Raw genomic sequence first — 18,981 nt, 5'->3', positions numbered from 1 at the left:
ACCGTCAGTCGTCGTCATCCGCATAGCTACCGGACAGGCGCATGCCTTTGATGGTTGTGGCGCCATGGTCACGCACCACTGTCAGGGCGCGCGTGCCGGTTCTCGCCTCAATTTCGTCGGCAAGGATACGCGAATGGGTGACGATCCAAACCTGTGTCCGTTCGGCGGCGTTCGTAATCATTTCAGCCAGCGCGGGAAGCATGGACGGATGCAGGCTGGTTTCCGGCTCATTCAGCGCGATAAGCCGGGGCAAACGATAGGAAAGCAATGCTCCCGCCAGCGCCAGAAACCGGATCTGACCGTCTGACAGTTCTTCCGGCCGGAAGATGCGTTGCGGGAATTCCGGCAGTTGCAAACCGAATGTTGCGGTTTCGCCCGGAACCGGTACATCCAGCACTGCGCCGCCGAGGGCAGATGCAACGCAATGATCAAGATCGGCGGTATCCTCGCGGATGTGAACCAGCGTCGCGAAAACAGCAGCCAGATTCTTGCCGTCCTCATCCAGCATCGGCGCGGTAATTGCCAAGGCGGGCTGGCGGATCGGCGAATCGCGATCCGTCCGGAAGCCATGATAAAATCGCCATCCGAGAATCGTGGCCCGCAGATCCCCAATTTCGGGATATCGCCCAGCATTCCTAAGGGTCGAGAGTGCTGTCTCCGAATCGAGTAACCGAACCGGGTGCTCGATTCTTCGGCCGCTATCGTCGCGAGCGAACACGGCTGGCCCCTTGCGACCCATCATCTCGACTGGCCGGCGCCCGGAATCGATGGTGAGAGCTTCTTCCTTGATCTGAGGCTCAAAGGCAAAGCCTGCCGCAGCAGGGGGTCTCAGTCCTATCTCAATGCTGTAAGTCGGGGCAAAGCCCGTTCGAACGGCATGGCCGGTCCGGATCGCTTCCTCGTCATCGTCAAAAGAAGCGCTGAAAATCATCCTTACCGGGCCCGGTTTGCGTTTACCGGTCCACAACGCCGATTGCATACCGCCCTCCCGCGCTATCTCATAGGAAAGCGTACCCTCCGCCGCGGCTTTTATCATCTGCATGGCGCGATAAAGATTGGATTTACCGACACCGTTCTCGCCAATGAACACGGCGAGTTGGCGGATATCCAGACGGATCGACTGCAGCGACCGGTAACCGATCGCTGATAGGGAAATCAGGCGCATGGAATGCCACCCGTCATAATTTCAAAGCTTGGACATGTCCTGCGCCACGCTGAGATTCAATGCTTCCGCGGTTTCACGTGCTGCCCGATTGATCGCGTCGCGCTGGGCCCGAAGCACGGCGTAACGCTGTCTCGGCGCATCGTAGTCTGCCGTGATAAGGCGCGTGCCCTTGCCAACAACTTTACCGTCGGAAATGCGGGTCAGCGTATAGCTGCCTGTCATACGCATAGAACCGGCTGTCGGCTGACCCGACTTGTCGTTGGTTGCGTTCTGGATAAGAGCCAGCGACAAATCCTGATAGCCAACACTGAGTTGCAACGTATAAGCCGCACTCGCAGGCTGTCCGGCTCCATGATTAAACATGAAGATCAGATTGTTGCGCACCTGTTGCGCTTCGCGCGTGCCCACTTCAGGGATGGTGATACTGGCCAGTTTTGACTGCACGCTGCCACTCACACCAGCGCCTGCACCGGCAACCGGGCCCGGATTGGAATAAAGCGGTCGAACCTGGCAACCGCCAGCGATCAGAGCCATGCCGAGAACGCACGCGGACAGCAAACGCTTGGAGCCGGAAAACGGCTGGAAACGATCAGGCAACGACATTGATGATCCTCTGCGGTACGATAATGACTTTCTTCGGCGGATTACCGTTCAAGGCCATTTTGACAAAATCAAGTTCAAGGGCGGCCTTTTCGACCGTCAATTGATCCGCATCGCGGGCAATTGTCAAATCACCACGCTTCTTTCCGTTAATCTGCACAGGCATTGTGACGGTGTTCTCAACGATCAGTGCATCATCATAATGCGGCCAGGCCCTGTCGGCAACGAGACCCGTGCCCTTGAGTGCTTTCCAGCACTCCTCCGCCAGATGCGGCATCATCGGCGCGATCATGGCGATCAGCATGTCAGTTGCTTCACGGCAGGCAGCAATCGTTGCCGCATCCGCGTCACCGGCCGCAATTTTCTGCAAGGGGGCAGCCAGTACATTGACGAGTTCATAGAGTCTGGCAACAGCCTTATTGAAAGCCAGCTTCTCAATGTCTTCGCCTACGGCTTTCACCGTTCTGTGTGCTGCCTTGGAAATCGCCGCTGCATCACCCTCAGAGGCTGGGGCGGCGATCGCATCCTGCAGGGCAGGCGCTGCTTCGGAAATCAACCGCCAGACACGTTGAACAAAGCGGTGTGCACCCTCTGCTCCCGCTTCGGTCCAGATCACATCCCGTTCGGGCGGTGAATCGGACAGCATGAACCAACGTGCAGTATCGGCACCATAGGAAGCGATAATATCATCCGGATCGACAACGTTCTTTTTCGACTTCGACATTTTTTCGATTGAGCCGATTTCCACCTCGTCACCCGTGGCAATCAAAATCGCCCGGCGCTTGCCATCGCTTTCCTCCAGCCGCACTTCCGCCGGTGTGACCCAGCTTCCATTGGCACCCGTCCCAAGCCGGTAGGTCTCGTGAACAACCATGCCCTGTGTGAACAGGCCCTTGAACGGCTCGCTGATATCAAGATGACCAGCGACTTTCATGGCACGGGTAAAGAAGCGCGAGTACAGCAGATGCAGGATCGCATGCTCGATACCGCCGATATATTGATCAACCGGCAGCCAGTGATTGGCCGCCTTCGGGTCCGTCGGCTCGTTCTCCCATGGCGCAGTGAAACGGGCAAAATACCAGGATGAATCGACGAACGTATCCATCGTGTCGGTTTCGCGCCGTGCAGCCTTGCCGCACTGCGGACAATTGACATGCCGCCATGTCGGATGCCGGTCGAGCGGATTGCCCGGTCGATCGAATTCCACGTCATCCGGCAGCTTTACCGGCAAATCAGCCTTGGGAACAGGAACGACACCGCAATCATCGCAATGGATCATCGGAATCGGGCAACCCCAGTAGCGTTGACGGGAGATACCCCAGTCACGCAGGCGGAAATTGACCTTGCGTTCGCCCTGCGGGCGGCCGCCGATCGACTGTTGTTCCAGCCGCTTTGCAACCTCGTCAAAGGCCTCCGCAGGAGACAGCCCATCAAGGAAGCGCGAGTTGATCATCACGCCATCGTCGACATAGGCCGTTTCAGTGATCTGGAATGTCGCGGCATCGCCGCCCTCGGGCATGACGACGGCCACGACAGGCAAACCATACTTGTTGGCAAAGTCCAGATCGCGCTGATCGCCGGACGGGCAACCGAAAATCGCGCCCGTGCCGTAATCCATCAGCACGAAGTTCGCGACATAGACCGGCAACGTCCAATTTTCATCGAGAGGATGCTTGACACGCAGACCGGTGTCGAAACCGCGTTTCTCGGCCGTTTCCAGGGCAGCGAGGGAGGTACCCGCGCGGCGGCACTCCTCGTTGAATTCAGCGAGATCAGGATTATCTTCCGCGGCTTTCTTGGCCAGCGGGTGATCCGCGGCAATCGCCAGGAACGATGCGCCGAACAGGGTATCGGGCCGTGTCGTATAAACTTCGACTTCCGTCACGCCGCCAATCTGCGACTTGGCATCCAGCGCCCAGCGGATCAGCATGCCCTCTGACTTGCCGATCCAGTTGCGCTGCATCAGCCGCACCTTGTCCGGCCACTGATCGAGACCATCCAGAGCGCCCAGCAACTCTTCATTGAAATCGGTGATCTTGAAGAACCATTGCGTCAGTTCACGCTGTTCAACCAGCGCGCCGGAGCGCCATCCACGGCCATCGATAACCTGCTCGTTGGCAAGCACCGTCATGTCCTCGGGGTCCCAATTGACCTTGGAGGATTTGCGCGTCACCAGCCCCTTCTCGACAAAGTCCAGGAACAGCATCTGCTGGCGGTGGTAATATTCGACATCGCAGGTCGCAAATTCACGCGACCAGTCCAGCGAAAGCCCCATGGATTTCAACTGGCTACGCATGCTCGCGATGTTCTGATACGTCCATTCCTTGGGATGCACCTTGTTCTGCATCGCCGCATTTTCTGCGGGCATGCCGAACGCATCCCATCCCATCGGATGGAGGACATTGAATCCCTTGGCACGCTTGTAGCGGGCAACTACATCGCCCATGGCGTAGTTGCGCACATGCCCCATATGGATACGTCCCGACGGATACGGGAACATCTCGAGCACATAGTAAGGATCGCGCGGATCATCATTGTTGGTTTCGAAGAGCTTGGCTTCGTCCCAAACCTCTTGCCAATGCTTCTCGGCTACGCGGGGATTGTATCGTTCGGTTGCCATGAACGGGATTCTCTTGCAAAGGATAGTGATGGGCGGACCTTCACCATGGATTGACCAGAGCGTCAACCATAGACAATGAGGGAACCGCGCGAAACTGCATCAAAAAGGACCTGCCTGACCATGTCGACCGCCGTTGAACACCTTCTTGCCGTTCGAAAGGCTATTGTGAAAGCCGAACTGGAAGCCAACCGCAGGGAAGGCTCGGTGACGCTCGTTGCCGTATCGAAAACCTTCGAATCCGACGAGATTCGCCCCGTTCTTGATGCCGGACAGCGCGTCTTCGGTGAAAACCGGGTTCAGGAAGCACAGTCGAAATGGCCGCGTTTGCGCGAGGATTATGCGGATATCGAGCTACATCTCATTGGACCATTGCAGTCAAACAAGAGTGAAGACGCCGTTGCACTGTTTGATGTTATCGAAACGGTCGACCGGGAAAAGATCGCAGCGGCCCTCGCAGCTGAAATGAAGAAGCAGAACCGATTTCCCAAACTCTATGTTCAGGTCAATACTGGCTCAGAACCTCAAAAGGCCGGGATTGAACCGAAGGAAGCCGTCGCCTTCGTCAAACGCTGCCGTGCCATCCATGGCCTGGCCATCGAGGGCCTGATGTGTATTCCGCCCGCCGATGAGAATCCCGGCCCGCACTTTGCGCTTCTGGAAAAGATCGCGCGCGAAGCGGACGTCGAAAAGCTGTCCATGGGCATGTCAGGCGATTATGAGATTGCCGTCGGCTTCGGCGCGACGTCAGTGCGCGTCGGGTCTGCAATTTTCGGCAGCCGAACCTGAAGACCCGCCAGTTACCAGCTGCGGCGCGGTCCGGTATCGATGTGGTAGTAACCCGCAGGATAGCGCTTGAAACCGCCGACTTCCTTGCTGCCCGACAGATGCTGCAAAAGGCCGGAAGCGCTTCCGTGCACACGGAAATCAACAGCCTGGCAGCTCAGGTGATAGGATTTTTCCCGACCGCCTACCCTGCGGTTTCCGTTGCGTGAGCGCACCGTCGAATTCACGGTGATCGGCCCGTAACTCGCCGAAACGCGGTTCAAGACATTCTTCAGCCGCTCCGGTACGCAATTGGCCGGCGCCTTGTACTGGACGTAGGCTTTGCCGCGCGGCATGGCAGCGAGAACCAGCGGATTGATCTTGTCGAACAGGGAGTCGCCGAGCAAATGCGCATGCTCCTCATCAAAGAGATGCGCACCAAGCCTTTTCCATGGGTTGGCAGGCTCAGGTAGCGTACCGGCGGTCGCGGGAATGGTAAAAGCAAGCCCGAGCAGGGCAAGCGCCAGAGAGGCCGATTTTGCGCAAAACACAACGCTGCGCAAGAGTAACATCGTCATTCATCAGTCCTTGATTGGGCACGCGCTTCTCAGTCCACACGGCGCGCCAAAATTATCCTCCCCAGTCAAGGCAGTGACGGTCTAAGGCAAAATGTGTTCAAAATGGACCACGGCCCATAACAAAATGTAACGCAATATTACAATGCGTTGTGGATCGTGTGCGACGGAACGCCATTCCCTCAGGGGCATTTGTTGTATTTACGCATCGATTTGCATGGTGATAATGAAGGCCATGCGCCTCTCTCTCCGGGAGGCATCCGGGTGGAGGCCCGTCAGCTCAGGTTTGGAGGAAATTGATGTCCGAGAAGGTCTATCCCGTGCTGCCAAGCGCGAAGAAAAACGCGCTTATCGACAATGAAACGTACCTCGCCTGGTACAAGCAGAGCATCAAGGATCCGGAGAAGTTCTGGTCCAAGCACGGCAAGCGCATCGATTGGTTCAAGCCTTACACCAAGGTCAAAAACACTTCCTTCGACGGCAAGGTCTCAATCAAATGGTTTGAGGATGGCCAGACCAACGTCTCTTACAACTGTATCGACCGGCATCTGAAGACGCGCGGCGATCAGGTCGCCATTATCTGGGAAGGTGACAATCCCTATCTCGACAAGAAAGTCACCTATAACGAACTGCACGAGCAGGTCTGCCGTCTCGCCAACGTGCTGAAAAAGCACGGGGTCAAGAAGGGTGACCGTGTAACGATCTACATGCCGATGATTGTGGAAGCGACCTACGCCATGCTCGCCTGCTCGCGTATCGGCGCTGTCCATTCCGTTGTTTTCGGCGGCTTCTCGCCCGATGCCCTGGCAGGCCGTATCATTGATTGCGAATCGACCTTCGTCATCACCGCCGATGAAGGCATGCGCGGCGGCAAGCCGATCCCGCTCAAGGATAACACCGACAAGGCCATCGACATCGCCGCCAAGCATCATGTGATGGTGAAGAGCGTGCTGGTTGTCCGCCGCACCGGCGGCAAGACCACCTGGGCACCCAACCGCGATTTCTGGTACCACGAGGAAATTCTCAGCGTTAAGCCCGATTGCAAGCCGGAAAAAATGAAGGCGGAAGACCCGCTGTTCATCCTTTACACTTCGGGTTCCACCGGCAAGCCGAAGGGTGTGCTGCACACGACCGGCGGCTATCTCGTCTACGCCTCGATGACCCACCAATATGTCTTCGATTATCACGACGGCGATATTTACTGGTGTACGGCCGACGTGGGCTGGGTCACTGGCCATTCCTACATCGTCTATGGCCCGCTTGCCAACGGTGCTACAACGCTGATGTTCGAGGGTGTTCCCAACTACCCGACCAATTCGCGCTTCTGGGAAGTCATCGACAAGCACAAGGTCAATATCTTCTACACGGCTCCCACTGCCATTCGCGCGTTGATGAGTGCCGGGGATGAACCGGTCAAGAAGACTTCACGCAAGTCGCTGCGTATTCTTGGCTCCGTCGGCGAACCGATCAATCCGGAAGCCTGGGAATGGTACTATCAGGTGGTCGGCGACAAGCGCTCGCCCATCGTCGATACCTGGTGGCAGACGGAAACCGGCGGCATTCTCATCACCCCGTTGCCGGGTGCCACCGACCTGAAACCGGGTTCTGCCACGCGCCCATTCTTCGGCGTACAGCCGCAGCTTGTCGACAATGAAGGGGATGTGCTGGCAGGCGCTGCCGATGGCAACCTCTGCATCACCGACTCATGGCCGGGCCAGATGCGCACGCTTTATGGCGATCACAAACGCTTCATTGAGGCTTACTTCTCCACATACAAGGGCAAGTATTTTACCGGGGACGGCTGCCGCCGCGACAAGGACGGCTATTACTGGATCACCGGCCGCGTTGATGATGTGCTCAATGTCTCGGGGCACCGCATGGGCACTGCCGAGGTGGAATCCGCCCTTGTATCTCATGATACGGTTTCGGAAGCCGCCGTCGTCGGCTACCCGCATGATCTCAAAGGTCAGGGCATCTATTGTTATGTCACGCTGATGGCCGGCCTTGAAGGTACGGACGAGCTGCGCAAGGAACTCGTCACCCACGTGCGCAAGGAAATCGGGCCAATTGCCTCTCCGGACAAGATCCAGTTCGCACCGGGCTTGCCCAAGACACGCTCGGGCAAGATCATGCGCCGCATCCTGCGCAAGATCGCCGAGGACGATTTCGGCTCATTGGGCGATACATCGACATTGGCCGATCCCGCCGTTGTCGATGACTTGATCGCCAACCGGCAGAACAAAAAGGGCTGATGATCCGCTGACCGGAAACACTGTGCGTGGTTCGACAAGCTCACCATGAGGGAAGTGGACGACTGTAACGATAGTCATTGTCGTTGCAGGTCTTGGCTTCCTGCAATCAATCCAATTCCCTCATGGTGAGCTTGTCGAACCACGCATAGAAGTTACTGCAATCGAGGACTACCGATACAAATCTGCTCTGGTCTGCGGTACCGCTGAAATCCCGCGCTTGCGTCTGGATGCAAGGGTCTGGTTGATCTGTACGGTTCCACGCTCGAATGCCAGTGCGCAACCGGTCAGATAGAGCAGCCAGAGCCGGGCCTTTGGTGCACCGACTTCAGCAATGGCTTCGTCAAACCGGGCATGCAGCCGATCGGCCCACAGACGGCACGTCTTGCCATAGTGCTCGCGCAGATTTTCCACATCGTGAACCTCGAAACCATAACCTTCAAGGTTTTCGATTGTCATGCCGAGATGGTCGAGTTCACCACCCGGGAAGATATATTTCACCAATGCCAGATGCTCGGCGCTCTTGCGGCCGAACGTCTTCTTGTTGCGCTTCATACGGCGGGTAATCGCGTGATGCAGATAAAGGCCGCCCGGCCGCAGCAAGCGATGGACACTGGAAAAATACGTGTCGTAATTGGCGATGCCAACATGCTCGAACATACCGATCGACGAGATTTTGTCGAACTGCTCATCGAGATGTTCGTAGGATTTCACGTGAATCGTGATCTTGTCTTCCAGACCCTCTGCCTTGATCCGCTCACGGGCCAGCGCGGTCTGGGCCTCCGAAAGTGACACGCCGGTTCCGATGATTCCGTAATGTTTGGCCGCGTGGATCAGCATTGCGCCCCAGCCGCAGCCAATATCCAACAGCTTTTCGCCGGGCTTCAATCGCAGTTTCCGGCAGATGAGGTCGAGCTTGGCTTCCTGTGCCTGATCGAGGCTATTCGCCCAATCCGTGAAGTAGGCGCAGGTATAGACCATCCGTTCATCGAGGAAGAGCTGATAGAATTCGTTCGAGACATCATAGTGGTGGGTGATGGCAGCCTTGTCGGAACCGCTGACAAAAGGCTTCTGCCCGTCGACACCCGAAGCATCCGTCCCGCGACCGCCGAGCAGCAATGCGGGAACATCCTTCAGCAATTGCCATTTCGGTAGCGTCTTAAGCTTCTGCTTGAACTTCCCCTTGGGCCCGCGCTCGACAAGGTCAAAAAGCGTGCCGTTCTTGACGTCGATCTGGCCCGAAATCCACAACTCGACAATCGATCCGATATTGGGTTTCAGCGCCAGCCGGCGCACTGCCATCGGATCATTGATGGCGAGTACCGGCCCATCCATGTCGCCGATGCGTTCGCCGTTCCATAGTTCGACAGCAAATTGCGGCTCCAGCATATGTATGACTGTGCGGATGATCCGCGCCGCGCTCTCTTGTGCCGCCATTCAACAACTCCAAATCATATACTCCGGAATACTTAGGCCGGAGGTTTGGCAGAACCTATGCGCTTCGTTTCCGGCTGGCAACGCACTTTCAAGGGCAGCCAAAGGAGTGGTTGAAAATTTCCTCTTGAAACCTGAGGCAATACACCCCATTCTCAATTTGTGTTCAACGAATGAAAAGGAGGTGATCTGATGTCTCGTGATTTCGCAAACTGCCACAAGGCGTCTGATGCTTTCCATCGGGGATCGTCTCTCCGTTGAATAAGCGCCCTGGCTCGCGCCGGGTAAGAAGGCCAAACGACAGCTTTGTGCCAGACGGAATTGCGGGGCCACTCTTCGGAGTGGCCCTTTCCGTTTAGGCAGCCAGAATTCTCTTCCATCTGCTTTGCTCTTTCCGAAATTGGTGATACCAAGTTTATGCCTGAAAATGGTGCACTCTGCCTCCATTGGAGGCAATTCCCTCGGAAAGACCCACGATGTCCGCCCTTTCAACCCCAAACGCAGCACCAAAGCGTGCATGGCGTGACGAAATCATTGCGATGCTGGCTTTGAGCTGGCCGATGATCCTCACAAATCTGGCCCAGACCGCCATGACGGCGACTGATGTCATGATGATGGGGTGGGTCAGCGCTCATACGCTGGCCGCCGGGGCACTGGGTACCAATCTTTACTACGTTCCGATGATCTTTGGCCTCGGTCTCATGCTGGCGACATCGCCGATGATGGCGCGGGAGCTTGGCCGCAACAAACACACTGTCCGGGAAATCCGTCGCACCGTGCGCCAGGGCCTCTGGATTGCCGTGACAATCTCCATCCCCATCTGGTGTGTGTTGTGGAACACTCAACACATCCTGACTGCCATGGGACAGGATCATGCACTCGCGGCCGAGGCAGGCGCCTATGTACGGGCTCTGCAGTGGGCCGCCCTCCCCTTCTATTGCTATATCGTGGTCCGCTCGTTCCTCGCAGCACTGGAGCGTCCCGGCTGGGCACTGGTGATCGCTGTTCTCGCCGTCATGTTCAACGCGCTGGCAAACTGGTGCCTGATTTTCGGTAATCTCGGGTTCCCCAAGCTCGGCATCGTCGGTTCAGGCATTGCGACAACGCTTTCCTCCGCCCTGATGTTCATTGGCCTTGTCATTGTCGTACTGAAAGACCGGCAGTTTCGCCGCTATCGCCTGTTTGGCCGGTTCTGGCGCCCAGACTGGGCCCGCTATGGCGAATTGCTGCGTCTCGGCTTGCCCATTGCGGCGATTCTCAGCTTTGAAGTGACCATTTTCAACGCGGCGGCGTTTCTGATGGGCATTATCGGCCCCGATTCCCTTGCCGCTCATGCCATTGCCATCCAGATCGCCTCAATCAGCTTCATGGTGCCCATGGGCTTTGGTCAGGCCGCGACGGTGCGCATCGGCCGTGCCTACGGTGCGCAGGACAAGGACGGCATCAAACGTGCGGGCTGGGTCGCGTTCACTGCAGGCACTGGTTTCATGGTTCTGACGGCGCTGCTGATGCTGCTGGCGCCCTATCAGCTCATTCGCGCTTTCATTGATGTCAACGATCCGGCGAATGCCTCTGTTGTATCGCTGGCAGTCTCATTTCTGGCTTTCGCCGCACTTTTTCAGATTTTTGACGGCGGGCAGGCCGTTGCCAGTGGTATGCTGCGCGGACTGCATGACACGACCATACCGATGATCTATGCTGCCATTGCCTATTGGGGCATCGGACTGCCGCTCTCGGTTGCCTTTGGTTTCTGGCTGAAACTGGAAGGCGCAGGCATCTGGCTCGGATTGCTTTCCGGTCTCGCTGCAGCAGCCATTCTGTTGATGAGCCGTTGGCTCAGGCGCGAAAAGCTGGGTATCGAGATCATCCGGCACTAAATCAAAAATCGATAGTGCGGCCCTTTATTTCCCAATCACCGAAGCGGGCAGGATCCTTGCCGCCACGCCCGCCGATTTCCCGCGGCTGGCTGGCCAGTTTTTCCTCGGCCTTATGGCGCGCTTCAGCTTCCAGCAATGCGCGCTGTGCCGCAGGCGGCAGTTGATCGAACGGCTTGCGTGACGGTTGCTCGCTGGCGTCGGCCCGTGGCGTCTCTGATGTCGGGTTACTGGTCATTCTGGTCTGTCCATCATTGAAGCTTGCTGTACGAAACACCATCATATACCGGAAGATGTCGAACAAAAGGAATGATCTTGATACGTAAGATGTTCACAATGCGGGGAATGAAACCATGAATGTAATGCGCACAGGAATGCTGCTCGCCTTCATGACCGCCTTGTTTATGGGCGTTGGTTTTCTCATTGGTGGCACGGGCGGCATGATGATTGCCCTTGTCGTAGCAGCAGGCATGAATCTCTTCAGCTACTGGAATTCCGACAAGATGGTCCTGCGGATGTACAACGCCGTCGAAGTGGATCAGAACAACGCACCGGAATATTATGGCATCGTCCGAGACCTCGCTGCGCGCGCGGGCCTGCCCATGCCGCGTGTGTATCTCATTGAAAACGATCAGCCGAATGCTTTCGCTACAGGCCGAAACCCGCAGAACGCTGCTGTCGCTGCTTCAACCGGGCTGTTGCATCGCCTGTCCCCCAACGAAGTTGCTGCTGTCATGGCGCATGAGCTCGCACATGTGGAGCACCGTGATACCCTGACCATGACCGTCACGGCCACCCTTGCCGGAGCGATCTCCATGCTCGGTAATTTCGCCATGTTCTTTGGCGGCAACCGTAACAACAACAATCCGCTCGGCTTCATCGGTGTTATCGTTGCCATGATTGTCGCGCCATTCGCCGCCATGATCGTCCAGATGGCAATCAGCCGGACACGCGAATATTCGGCTGACCGGCGTGGTGCGGAAATTTGCGGAAATCCCCTGTGGCTCGCTTCGGCTCTCAACAAGATTGCCCGCGGTGCCAAGGAGATCGTTAACGAGGAAGCCGAGCGCAATCCGGCCTCCGCGTCGCTCTTCATCATCAATCCATTGAGCGGCCAAGGAGCTGACAATTTGTTCTCAACCCACCCGAAGACGGAAAACCGTATCGCAGCACTGGAAGCGATGGCAGACGAATTTCGCCAGCACCCTGCCACGCCACAGCCAATGGCAACACCCGAAACTACCATGAGTGAGAACCAGCAGGACGATGAAACACCTTCTCCCTGGGGCCGTGACGGTTCCTCGCGTAAAGGCCCATGGGCATGAGCGCGGGACAGGAGAGAAAGCGGCCATTCGGCAAGAAGAACAGCACGTCAAGCTACCATGAGGCCGAAGACCGGCCGGGGCTGGCTGCGCGTCAGTGCGCGACCCGGCTGCTGGGTGCCGTCATTGAAAAGCAGACTTCGCTGGATGGATTGACCGACAACAGCAACGGCCATCCGCAGTATATGGCGCTCGACGATCGCGACCGGTCACTGGTTCGCGCCATTCTGGGTGCTGCCCTGCGCAACCGTGGCACCATTGAAGCGGCCATTGGCCAGTTGATCGATCGTCCGCTGCCCGAAAACGCTGTTGCCTTGCGGCACTTGCTGCATGTGGCCGCGGCACAGATGCTTTATCTGGATTTGCCGGATCGTGCTGCCGTCGATCTTGCCGTCACCGCTGCCAACAATGATCCGCGAAACCGCCGTTTCGCTTCGATGGTCAACGCCGTGCTGCGTCGCCTGTCACGCGAAAAGGACACAATCGTCTCGAATGCAAGCAATGTACCTGCGTGGTTCGAGGACAGTCTGATTGCCGCCTACGGCAAGGAGAAGACCAGCGCAATTCTCGATATTCAGAGCAAGGAGCCGCCTATTGACCTCACTGTCAAAGGCGATCCGCAGGAATGGGCTGAGCGTCTCGGCGGTCTTGCCCTTCCAACCGGGTCGGTGCGTATCGCCCAGGTTGATGGTGCGCTGACCAGCCTTGCAGGCTTTGCCGAGGGCGAATGGTGGGTGCAGGATACAGCCGCAAGCCTCCCGGCAAAGCTCTTCGGTGACATCAAGGGCAAACGCGTTGCCGATCTTTGTGCCGCACCGGGTGGCAAGACGGCACAATTGGCGCAGGCTGGCGCCCACGTCACCGCGCTTGATCTGTCAGCCAATCGGCTGAAACGCCTGCGATCCAACCTCGAACGCCTGCAGCTGACGGCAGAAACCGTGGAAGCCAATCTCTCGACATACAATCCCTCGGAATTATTCGACACGATTTTGCTCGATGCACCATGCTCCTCGACAGGCACCGTGCGGCGTCACCCCGATGTTCCGTGGACGAAGTCGCCGGCCGATATCCAGAAGCTTGCCGCGCTTCAGGCCAAATTGCTCGATCATGCGGTCACGCTGGTTAAACCCGGCGGCGTCGTGGTCTTTTCCAATTGTTCGCTTGATCCGCTCGAAGGCGAAAAGGTTGCCAACGATCTTCTGGCCAAGAATCCCTCCATCGAGTTGCTGCCCGTCAGCAAGGAAGAGGTAGGCGGATTTGCCGAACTGATCACCCCGGAGGGCTATGTGCGTTCCACACCCGCTGATCTCTCGAATGCTGATCCGGCACTCTCGGGTATGGATGGTTTCTTCGCTGCACGTTTTCGCCGGAAAGATTAAAATCAACTACTAAAATTTTAACTGTTTTGGTTGCATAGTCCCGGTTTGTCGTCGATGGGTTGAAACCAAAGCAATGATTTCAGGGAGCTGGAGCAGAATTCCGCTGTGCGGGAAATGTTTCACGAACATGCATAAAAGCAGACTGAAGTGCGCCGGAACGCGGCGAAGCGAGGAAATGCCGCGAGATGGTCGCGTTTAGCGAAACACCGCAACTCTGGGGACTTGCGACTGCGCAATTATGGCGCCGTTTTCGCAGGCGCCTGCGCATGGGTCCGCTGTTTCGCTGGCGCTTCACCGGCTTCACGCCCGAACGCGTGCTTATTGCGCCGCAGGATCTGCGCCCAGCCGACCCGCAACTTGCGGAAGAGTTCTATCATGGCCGCTTTGCCCTCGCCGGACGCGTGGTTGAAACAGGCGGACGCTCACCCTTCATCGTCGAGCCGCCCAATGCCGCCTGGCAGGCGGCGCTGCACAATTTCGGCTGGCTGCGCCATATGCGCGCCTCCGGCACGGAGCTTGCCACGGCCAATGCCCGCGCGCTCCTCAGCGACTGGATCACGACCCACGGCCGCTCGATCGGCGGCCCCGCCTGGACACCAGAGGTAACGGCGCAGCGCATTATCGCCTGGCTGCAGCATTCCAGCCTCATTCTGGCCGGTGCAGAACTGCGCGCCTATCGCCAGTTCATGCGCTCGCTCGCCATGCAGGTGCGCTATCTCAAGACCATGGCTGCCGTGATGGATGACGGCGAAGAAAAGCTGCGTGCCCGCATTGCGCTGGCCTTTGCCGCATTGGCCCTGCCCGTTTCGTCCAACACCGCGCGTTCCGCGCGCCGCAATCTCGAATTTGAACTCGTCCGCCAGATCCTGCCGGATGGCGGCCACATTTCCCGCAATCCGCTGACGGTGCTTGAGCTTCTGGCCGATCTTCTGCCGCTGCGCCAGACCTATGCCAGCGGCACGGAAGCGCCGCCAAAAGCGCTGATGGAAGCGATCGAGCGCATGCTCCCGGCCTTGCGTTTTTTCCGCCACCATGACGGCAATCTGGCCCTGTTCAATGGTGTTGGTGCAACAATGCCGGAACGTGTCATTGCTGTTCTGCGCCACGATGATATCGGCGGTCTGCCACTCACCCATGCATTGCACTCCGGTTATGAGCGGCTTTCGATGGACTCCACCACCATCATCGCAGACACCGGGCTTGCACCACCGGTGACCGCGTCACGCGACGCCCATGCCGGATGTCTGTCCTTCGAAATGTCATCCGGGCGCAACCGCTACGTCGTCAATGCCGGTGTCGACCGCTATGGCCCGGCAGAATTTCGCCCGCTTGCGCGCTCGACTGCCGCCCATTCCACCGCCACGATCAATGATACCTCGTCATGCCGTTTCAGCGCGACATCAGGTCTGTCTACCATGATCGGTACCCCGATCATCGCCGGGCCGACAAAGGTCAATGTAGAGCGGATCGAACGACCGGGCGCGGTTGGTTTCGTCGCCAACCACAATGGCTATGTCCGGCCATTCGGCATCTATCACGAACGCCAGATTGTCCTGTCACACAATGGCAGCGTCATCGAAGGCATCGACAGTTTCTTCGCCGCAGGTCGCAATCCCCTGCGTGGCACGGGGCGCGAGAATGTCGTCATCCGCTTCCATCTCCATCCCTCGGTCAATGTCAGTGTCGATGATCATGGCTTGATCATCCTTCAGGTGGACAATGACGATATCTGGATGTTCTCCGCTACGGTCCAGCCCTTCATTGAAGACTCGTTGTTCTTCGCCGGTTTCCGCGGACCGGTCAAAACACGCCAGATCACGCTTTCGCTCAATGCATCACAGCTACCGGAAGTGGAATGGCAGTTCACCCGGACATCCCTCGGAGCCTATGGCTGACCCCATGGGGTGGGGAAAACCGCCCCAATTCGTCTGAATATGCGATCGGAAGTAGGATTCCTTGGCAGCCTGTGCTAACCGGCTGTCAAAATCCCCCAAACTTTTCCGCTGAGGACGAATTCTCCCATGGCCGTCACTGCAAAATCCATTCCCGCCCCCAACCTTCATCCTGTCAAGCGCGCACTCATTTCGGTTTCCGACAAAGCGGGCCTGACAGCACTCGCCCACGCACTGCACCGGCACGGCATTGAAATTCTGTCGACCGGCGGCACATCCAAGACCATTGCGGCGGAAGGCATTCCCGTCATTGACGTTTCCGAAGTCACCAACTTTCCCGAGATCATGGATGGCCGCGTCAAGACCCTGCACCCCAAGGTGCATGGCGGCCTTTTGGCAGTGCGTGATGATCCGGAACACGCCGATGCCATGCAGGCGCACGGCATCGGTGCCATCGATCTGGCTGTCATCAATCTCTACCCCTTTGAAGAAGTCCGCCATTCCGGTGCCGACTACGCCAATATCGTCGAGAACATCGACATTGGCGGACCGGCCATGATCCGCGCCGCGGCAAAGAACCATGCCTATGTCGGCGTCGTCACCGATACGGGCGATTACGAGATGGTGATTGCCATGCTCGACAAACACGAGGGATCGCTGCCCTATTCCTTCCGCCAGAGCCTTGCTGCCAAGGCCTATGCCCGCACGGCAACCTATGACGCCGCTATTTCAGGCTGGTTCGCCGAAGCGCTGATGACCGAAACGCCATCACGCCGGGCAATCGGCGGTCATTTGCATTCCGTCATGCGTTACGGCGAAAATCCGCACCAGTCCGCCGGCTTCTACCTCACCGGCGAAAAACGTCCGGGCGTTGCCACGGCAACCCAGTTGCAGGGCAAGCAGCTTTCCTACAACAACATCAACGATACGGATGCGGCCTTCGAACTCGTTGCCGAGTTTGATCCTGCCCGCACATCCGCTGTTGCCATCATCAAGCACGCAAACCCCTGCGGTGTAGCCGAGGGTACGACGTTGAAGGACGCGTATCTCAAGGCATTTGCCTGTGATCCCGTTTCAGCCTTCGGCGGCATTGTTGCGCTCAACAAGACACTGGACGCGGATGCTGCCGAAGAAATCGTCAAGATTTTCACCGAAGTCATCATTGCGCCCGATGCCACGCCGGAAGCCCAGGCAATCGTTGCCGCCAAGAAGAACCTTCGCCTGCTCATCACCGGAGGCCTGCCGGATCCCCGCGCTTCGGGTATCACCGCAAAGACCGTCGCCGGTGGCATTCTGGTCCAGTCACGCGACAGCGGTGTGGTTGACGATCTTGATCTGAAGGTTGTGACCAAGCGTGCCCCAACCGAGCAGGAAATGACCGATCTGAAGCTTGCCTTCCGCATCGCCAAACACGTCAAATCCAATGCTATCGTCTATGTAAAAGACGGTGCAGCGGTCGGCATCGGTGCCGGTCAGATGAGCCGTGTCGATTCGGCGCGCATCGCCGCCCGCAAAGCCGAAGATGCTGCGGAAGCCGCCGGCTTGCCAACACCTCTCACCAAAGGCTCGGTCGTCGCCTCCGATGCGTTCTTCCCGTTCGCGGATGGACTACTTTCAGCGGTTGCTGCCGGAGCAACTGCCGTTATCCAACCCGGCGGTTCCATGCGGGATGATGATGTGATTGCCGCCGCCGACGAACATGGCATTGCCATGGTATTCACCGGCATGCGCCATTTCAGGCACTAGGCTTTACCGGAACTGCTGCCGGATAGGGGGTTCGCAACAGAACCGCCAATCCGGCCAGCAGGAAAATAACGATCATCGCCATGCCGAGGCGCGGCGATCCACTGACCGCCGTTACCGTTGCAACAACGAATGGTGCAAGAAAACTCGTTGCCCGTCCCGACAGGGCATAGATGCCGAAATAACGGCCAGCCTCATCGATCGTCACGCTTCGCGCCATATAGGACCGCGAGGAGGCCTGGACCGGGCCAAACGCGACGCCGATCAGCAGGCCGAACACGATATAGGCCTTTTCCGCAGGTGTGCCGAACAGCCCGCCCGTATCCGCACCGGGCAGCGGCCATAGGCCAAAAAGCGTATAGCCGGGTCCCGTCGAAACAATGCCGACTGTGGCAATCGTCAGCAGTACCAGCGATATCACCACGACCACTTTTGATCCAAGCAGCGTATCAAGGCGGCTTGCGGCAAGACAGCCAAAAATCGCAACAACATTCAGGATGATTCCGTAAATGCCGATCTCGGCGGTCGCCCAGCCAAACATGGTGGCCGCGAAGGCTCCGCCGAGTGCGATCAAGGCATTAACGCCATCCTGATAGATCATGCGTCCAATCAGGAACCGTAGAATACCCGGCCGTTGCCGCACTTCGCCGATGGTCGATTTGAGCTCGGCCAGCCCCGTATGCACGGCCCTGCCAATGGGGAGGCCCTTGCCGCTGTCAGGCGTGAACAGGAACATGGGAAGGACGAAAATCAGATACCACAGCGCCGACAGGGGCCCGGTTGCCCGGTCCCCCTCGCCTGTGACCGGATCAAGCCCGAGGATCGGGTTCAATCCCAGCATGGTTTTTCCCGTTTCGGGCGAGCCCGCCATGAAGGCCACCACGAAGATCAGGACGATCATGCCGCCGAGATAGCCAAGGCCCCAGGCCATATTGGAGATACGGCCGATATCCTTTTCCGGCACCAGGCGGGGCATCATCGAATCATTGAAAACGATGGAAAACTCAGCGGCAATCGATGCCAGTGAAAAGAAGAGCAGCGGCACGATCAGGTTTGAACCCGGCGCCGCGAACCACAGCATTGACAGGGCAACAATCTGGATGACGGCAAAGAAACCGATCCAGGGTTTTCGCGCTCCGGACTGGTCGGCAATCGAGCCAAGGACGGGAGACAGCACTGCAATGATGAGGCCGGATATGGCTATGCCATAACCCCAGGCAGCCTGACCGACGGCGGGATCACTCGCCATCCGTGCAACGAAATAGGGACCGAAAATAAAGGTCGTGACAACAGTGAAGAATGGCTGCGCCGCCCAGTCGAAGAGCATCCATCCCCAGATGCCCCGTTTAGACGCAGCCATGTCGTT

At 57.7% G+C, this 18,981-nt stretch carries 14 protein-coding genes; 7 read left to right on the top strand and 7 right to left on the bottom strand.

All coding sequences use genetic code 11. The annotated features are described in order from the left end of the window. Positions 1-4: 4 nt before the first annotated feature. Genes FHW16_RS08480 through leuS form a run of 3 tightly spaced genes read right to left on the bottom strand, consistent with a single transcriptional unit; the run spans position 5 to position 4,385 of the window. Positions 5-1,165 (bottom strand): AAA family ATPase, encoded by a 1,161-nt coding sequence (locus tag FHW16_RS08480; RefSeq protein ID WP_182548626.1) that lies wholly within the window; start codon positions 1,163-1,165, stop codon positions 5-7. Positions 1,166-1,186: 21 nt separating this feature from the next. Further along, entirely contained in the window at positions 1,187-1,768 is a 582-nt protein-coding gene (locus FHW16_RS08475; RefSeq protein WP_182548625.1) for an LPS assembly lipoprotein LptE, read from the bottom strand. Next, positions 1,755-4,385 carry a leucine--tRNA ligase gene (leuS, locus tag FHW16_RS08470; RefSeq protein ID WP_182548624.1) on the bottom strand — a complete coding sequence of 877 codons (2,631 nt, stop codon included), beginning with the start codon at positions 4,383-4,385 and terminating at the stop codon, positions 1,755-1,757. The genes FHW16_RS08475 and leuS overlap by 14 nt, the downstream gene beginning before the upstream one ends. A gap of 120 nt (positions 4,386-4,505) precedes the next feature. Between leuS and FHW16_RS08465 the strand changes: the two genes are divergently transcribed. Beyond that, positions 4,506-5,171, top strand: coding sequence for a YggS family pyridoxal phosphate-dependent enzyme (locus FHW16_RS08465; RefSeq protein WP_182548623.1), 666 nt, complete (start codon positions 4,506-4,508; stop codon positions 5,169-5,171). An 11-nt stretch (positions 5,172-5,182) separates the two neighbouring features. Here FHW16_RS08465 and FHW16_RS08460 read toward each other — a convergent pair whose 3' ends face one another. Continuing rightward, the gene (locus tag FHW16_RS08460) at positions 5,183-5,725 is read right to left on the bottom strand and encodes a YcbK family protein (protein WP_182548622.1); all 543 of its coding nucleotides are present in this window, start codon (positions 5,723-5,725) and stop codon (positions 5,183-5,185) included. A gap of 296 nt (positions 5,726-6,021) precedes the next feature. Between FHW16_RS08460 and acs the strand changes: the two genes are divergently transcribed. Then, positions 6,022-7,974, top strand: coding sequence for an acetate--CoA ligase (gene acs, locus FHW16_RS08455; RefSeq protein ID WP_182548621.1), 1,953 nt, complete (start codon positions 6,022-6,024; stop codon positions 7,972-7,974). 168 nt (positions 7,975-8,142) lie between these two features. On the opposite strand, the gene FHW16_RS08450 is transcribed toward acs, so the two are convergent. Beyond that, entirely contained in the window at positions 8,143-9,408 is a 1,266-nt protein-coding gene (locus FHW16_RS08450) for an SAM-dependent methyltransferase (RefSeq protein WP_182548620.1), read from the bottom strand. 473 nt (positions 9,409-9,881) lie between these two features. Here FHW16_RS08450 and FHW16_RS08445 point away from each other — a divergent pair, with 473 nt between their 5' ends. Then, on the top strand, positions 9,882-11,282 hold the full coding sequence (locus tag FHW16_RS08445; RefSeq protein WP_182548619.1) for an MATE family efflux transporter: 1,401 nt from the start codon (positions 9,882-9,884) through the stop codon (positions 11,280-11,282). A 1-nt stretch (position 11,283) separates the two neighbouring features. On the opposite strand, the gene FHW16_RS08440 is transcribed toward FHW16_RS08445, so the two are convergent. Further along, positions 11,284-11,517: a DUF1674 domain-containing protein gene (locus FHW16_RS08440; RefSeq protein WP_182548618.1), complete on the bottom strand. Its 234-nt coding sequence runs from the start codon at positions 11,515-11,517 to the stop codon at positions 11,284-11,286. 115 nt (positions 11,518-11,632) lie between these two features. Here FHW16_RS08440 and htpX point away from each other — a divergent pair, with 115 nt between their 5' ends. From htpX to purH, 4 genes are all read left to right on the top strand, one after another. Beyond that, a complete protein-coding gene (gene htpX, locus FHW16_RS08435) occupies positions 11,633-12,604 on the top strand; it encodes a zinc metalloprotease HtpX (protein ID WP_182548617.1) in 972 nt (323 codons plus the stop codon). After that, a complete protein-coding gene (locus FHW16_RS08430) occupies positions 12,601-13,980 on the top strand; it encodes an RsmB/NOP family class I SAM-dependent RNA methyltransferase (protein ID WP_182548616.1) in 1,380 nt (459 codons plus the stop codon). The genes htpX and FHW16_RS08430 overlap by 4 nt, the downstream gene beginning before the upstream one ends. Positions 13,981-14,165: 185 nt before the next feature. Further along, on the top strand, positions 14,166-15,875 hold the full coding sequence (locus FHW16_RS08425) for a heparinase II/III family protein (protein WP_182548615.1): 1,710 nt from the start codon (positions 14,166-14,168) through the stop codon (positions 15,873-15,875). 126 nt (positions 15,876-16,001) lie between these two features. Then, positions 16,002-17,618: a bifunctional phosphoribosylaminoimidazolecarboxamide formyltransferase/IMP cyclohydrolase gene (gene purH / locus FHW16_RS08420; RefSeq protein ID WP_182548614.1), complete on the top strand. Its 1,617-nt coding sequence runs from the start codon at positions 16,002-16,004 to the stop codon at positions 17,616-17,618. On the opposite strand, the gene FHW16_RS08415 is transcribed toward purH, so the two are convergent. Further along, positions 17,608-18,975 carry an MFS transporter gene (locus FHW16_RS08415; protein ID WP_182548613.1) on the bottom strand — a complete coding sequence of 456 codons (1,368 nt, stop codon included), beginning with the start codon at positions 18,973-18,975 and terminating at the stop codon, positions 17,608-17,610. The genes purH and FHW16_RS08415 overlap by 11 nt on opposite strands. Positions 18,976-18,981 lie beyond the last annotated feature (6 nt).

Source organism: Phyllobacterium myrsinacearum, from assembly GCF_014138285.1.
Lineage (GTDB): Bacteria > Pseudomonadota > Alphaproteobacteria > Rhizobiales > Rhizobiaceae > Phyllobacterium > Phyllobacterium myrsinacearum_A.
The sequence above is the reverse complement of the archived record's forward strand: the minus strand, read 5'-3'. Positions and strand labels throughout refer to the sequence as shown.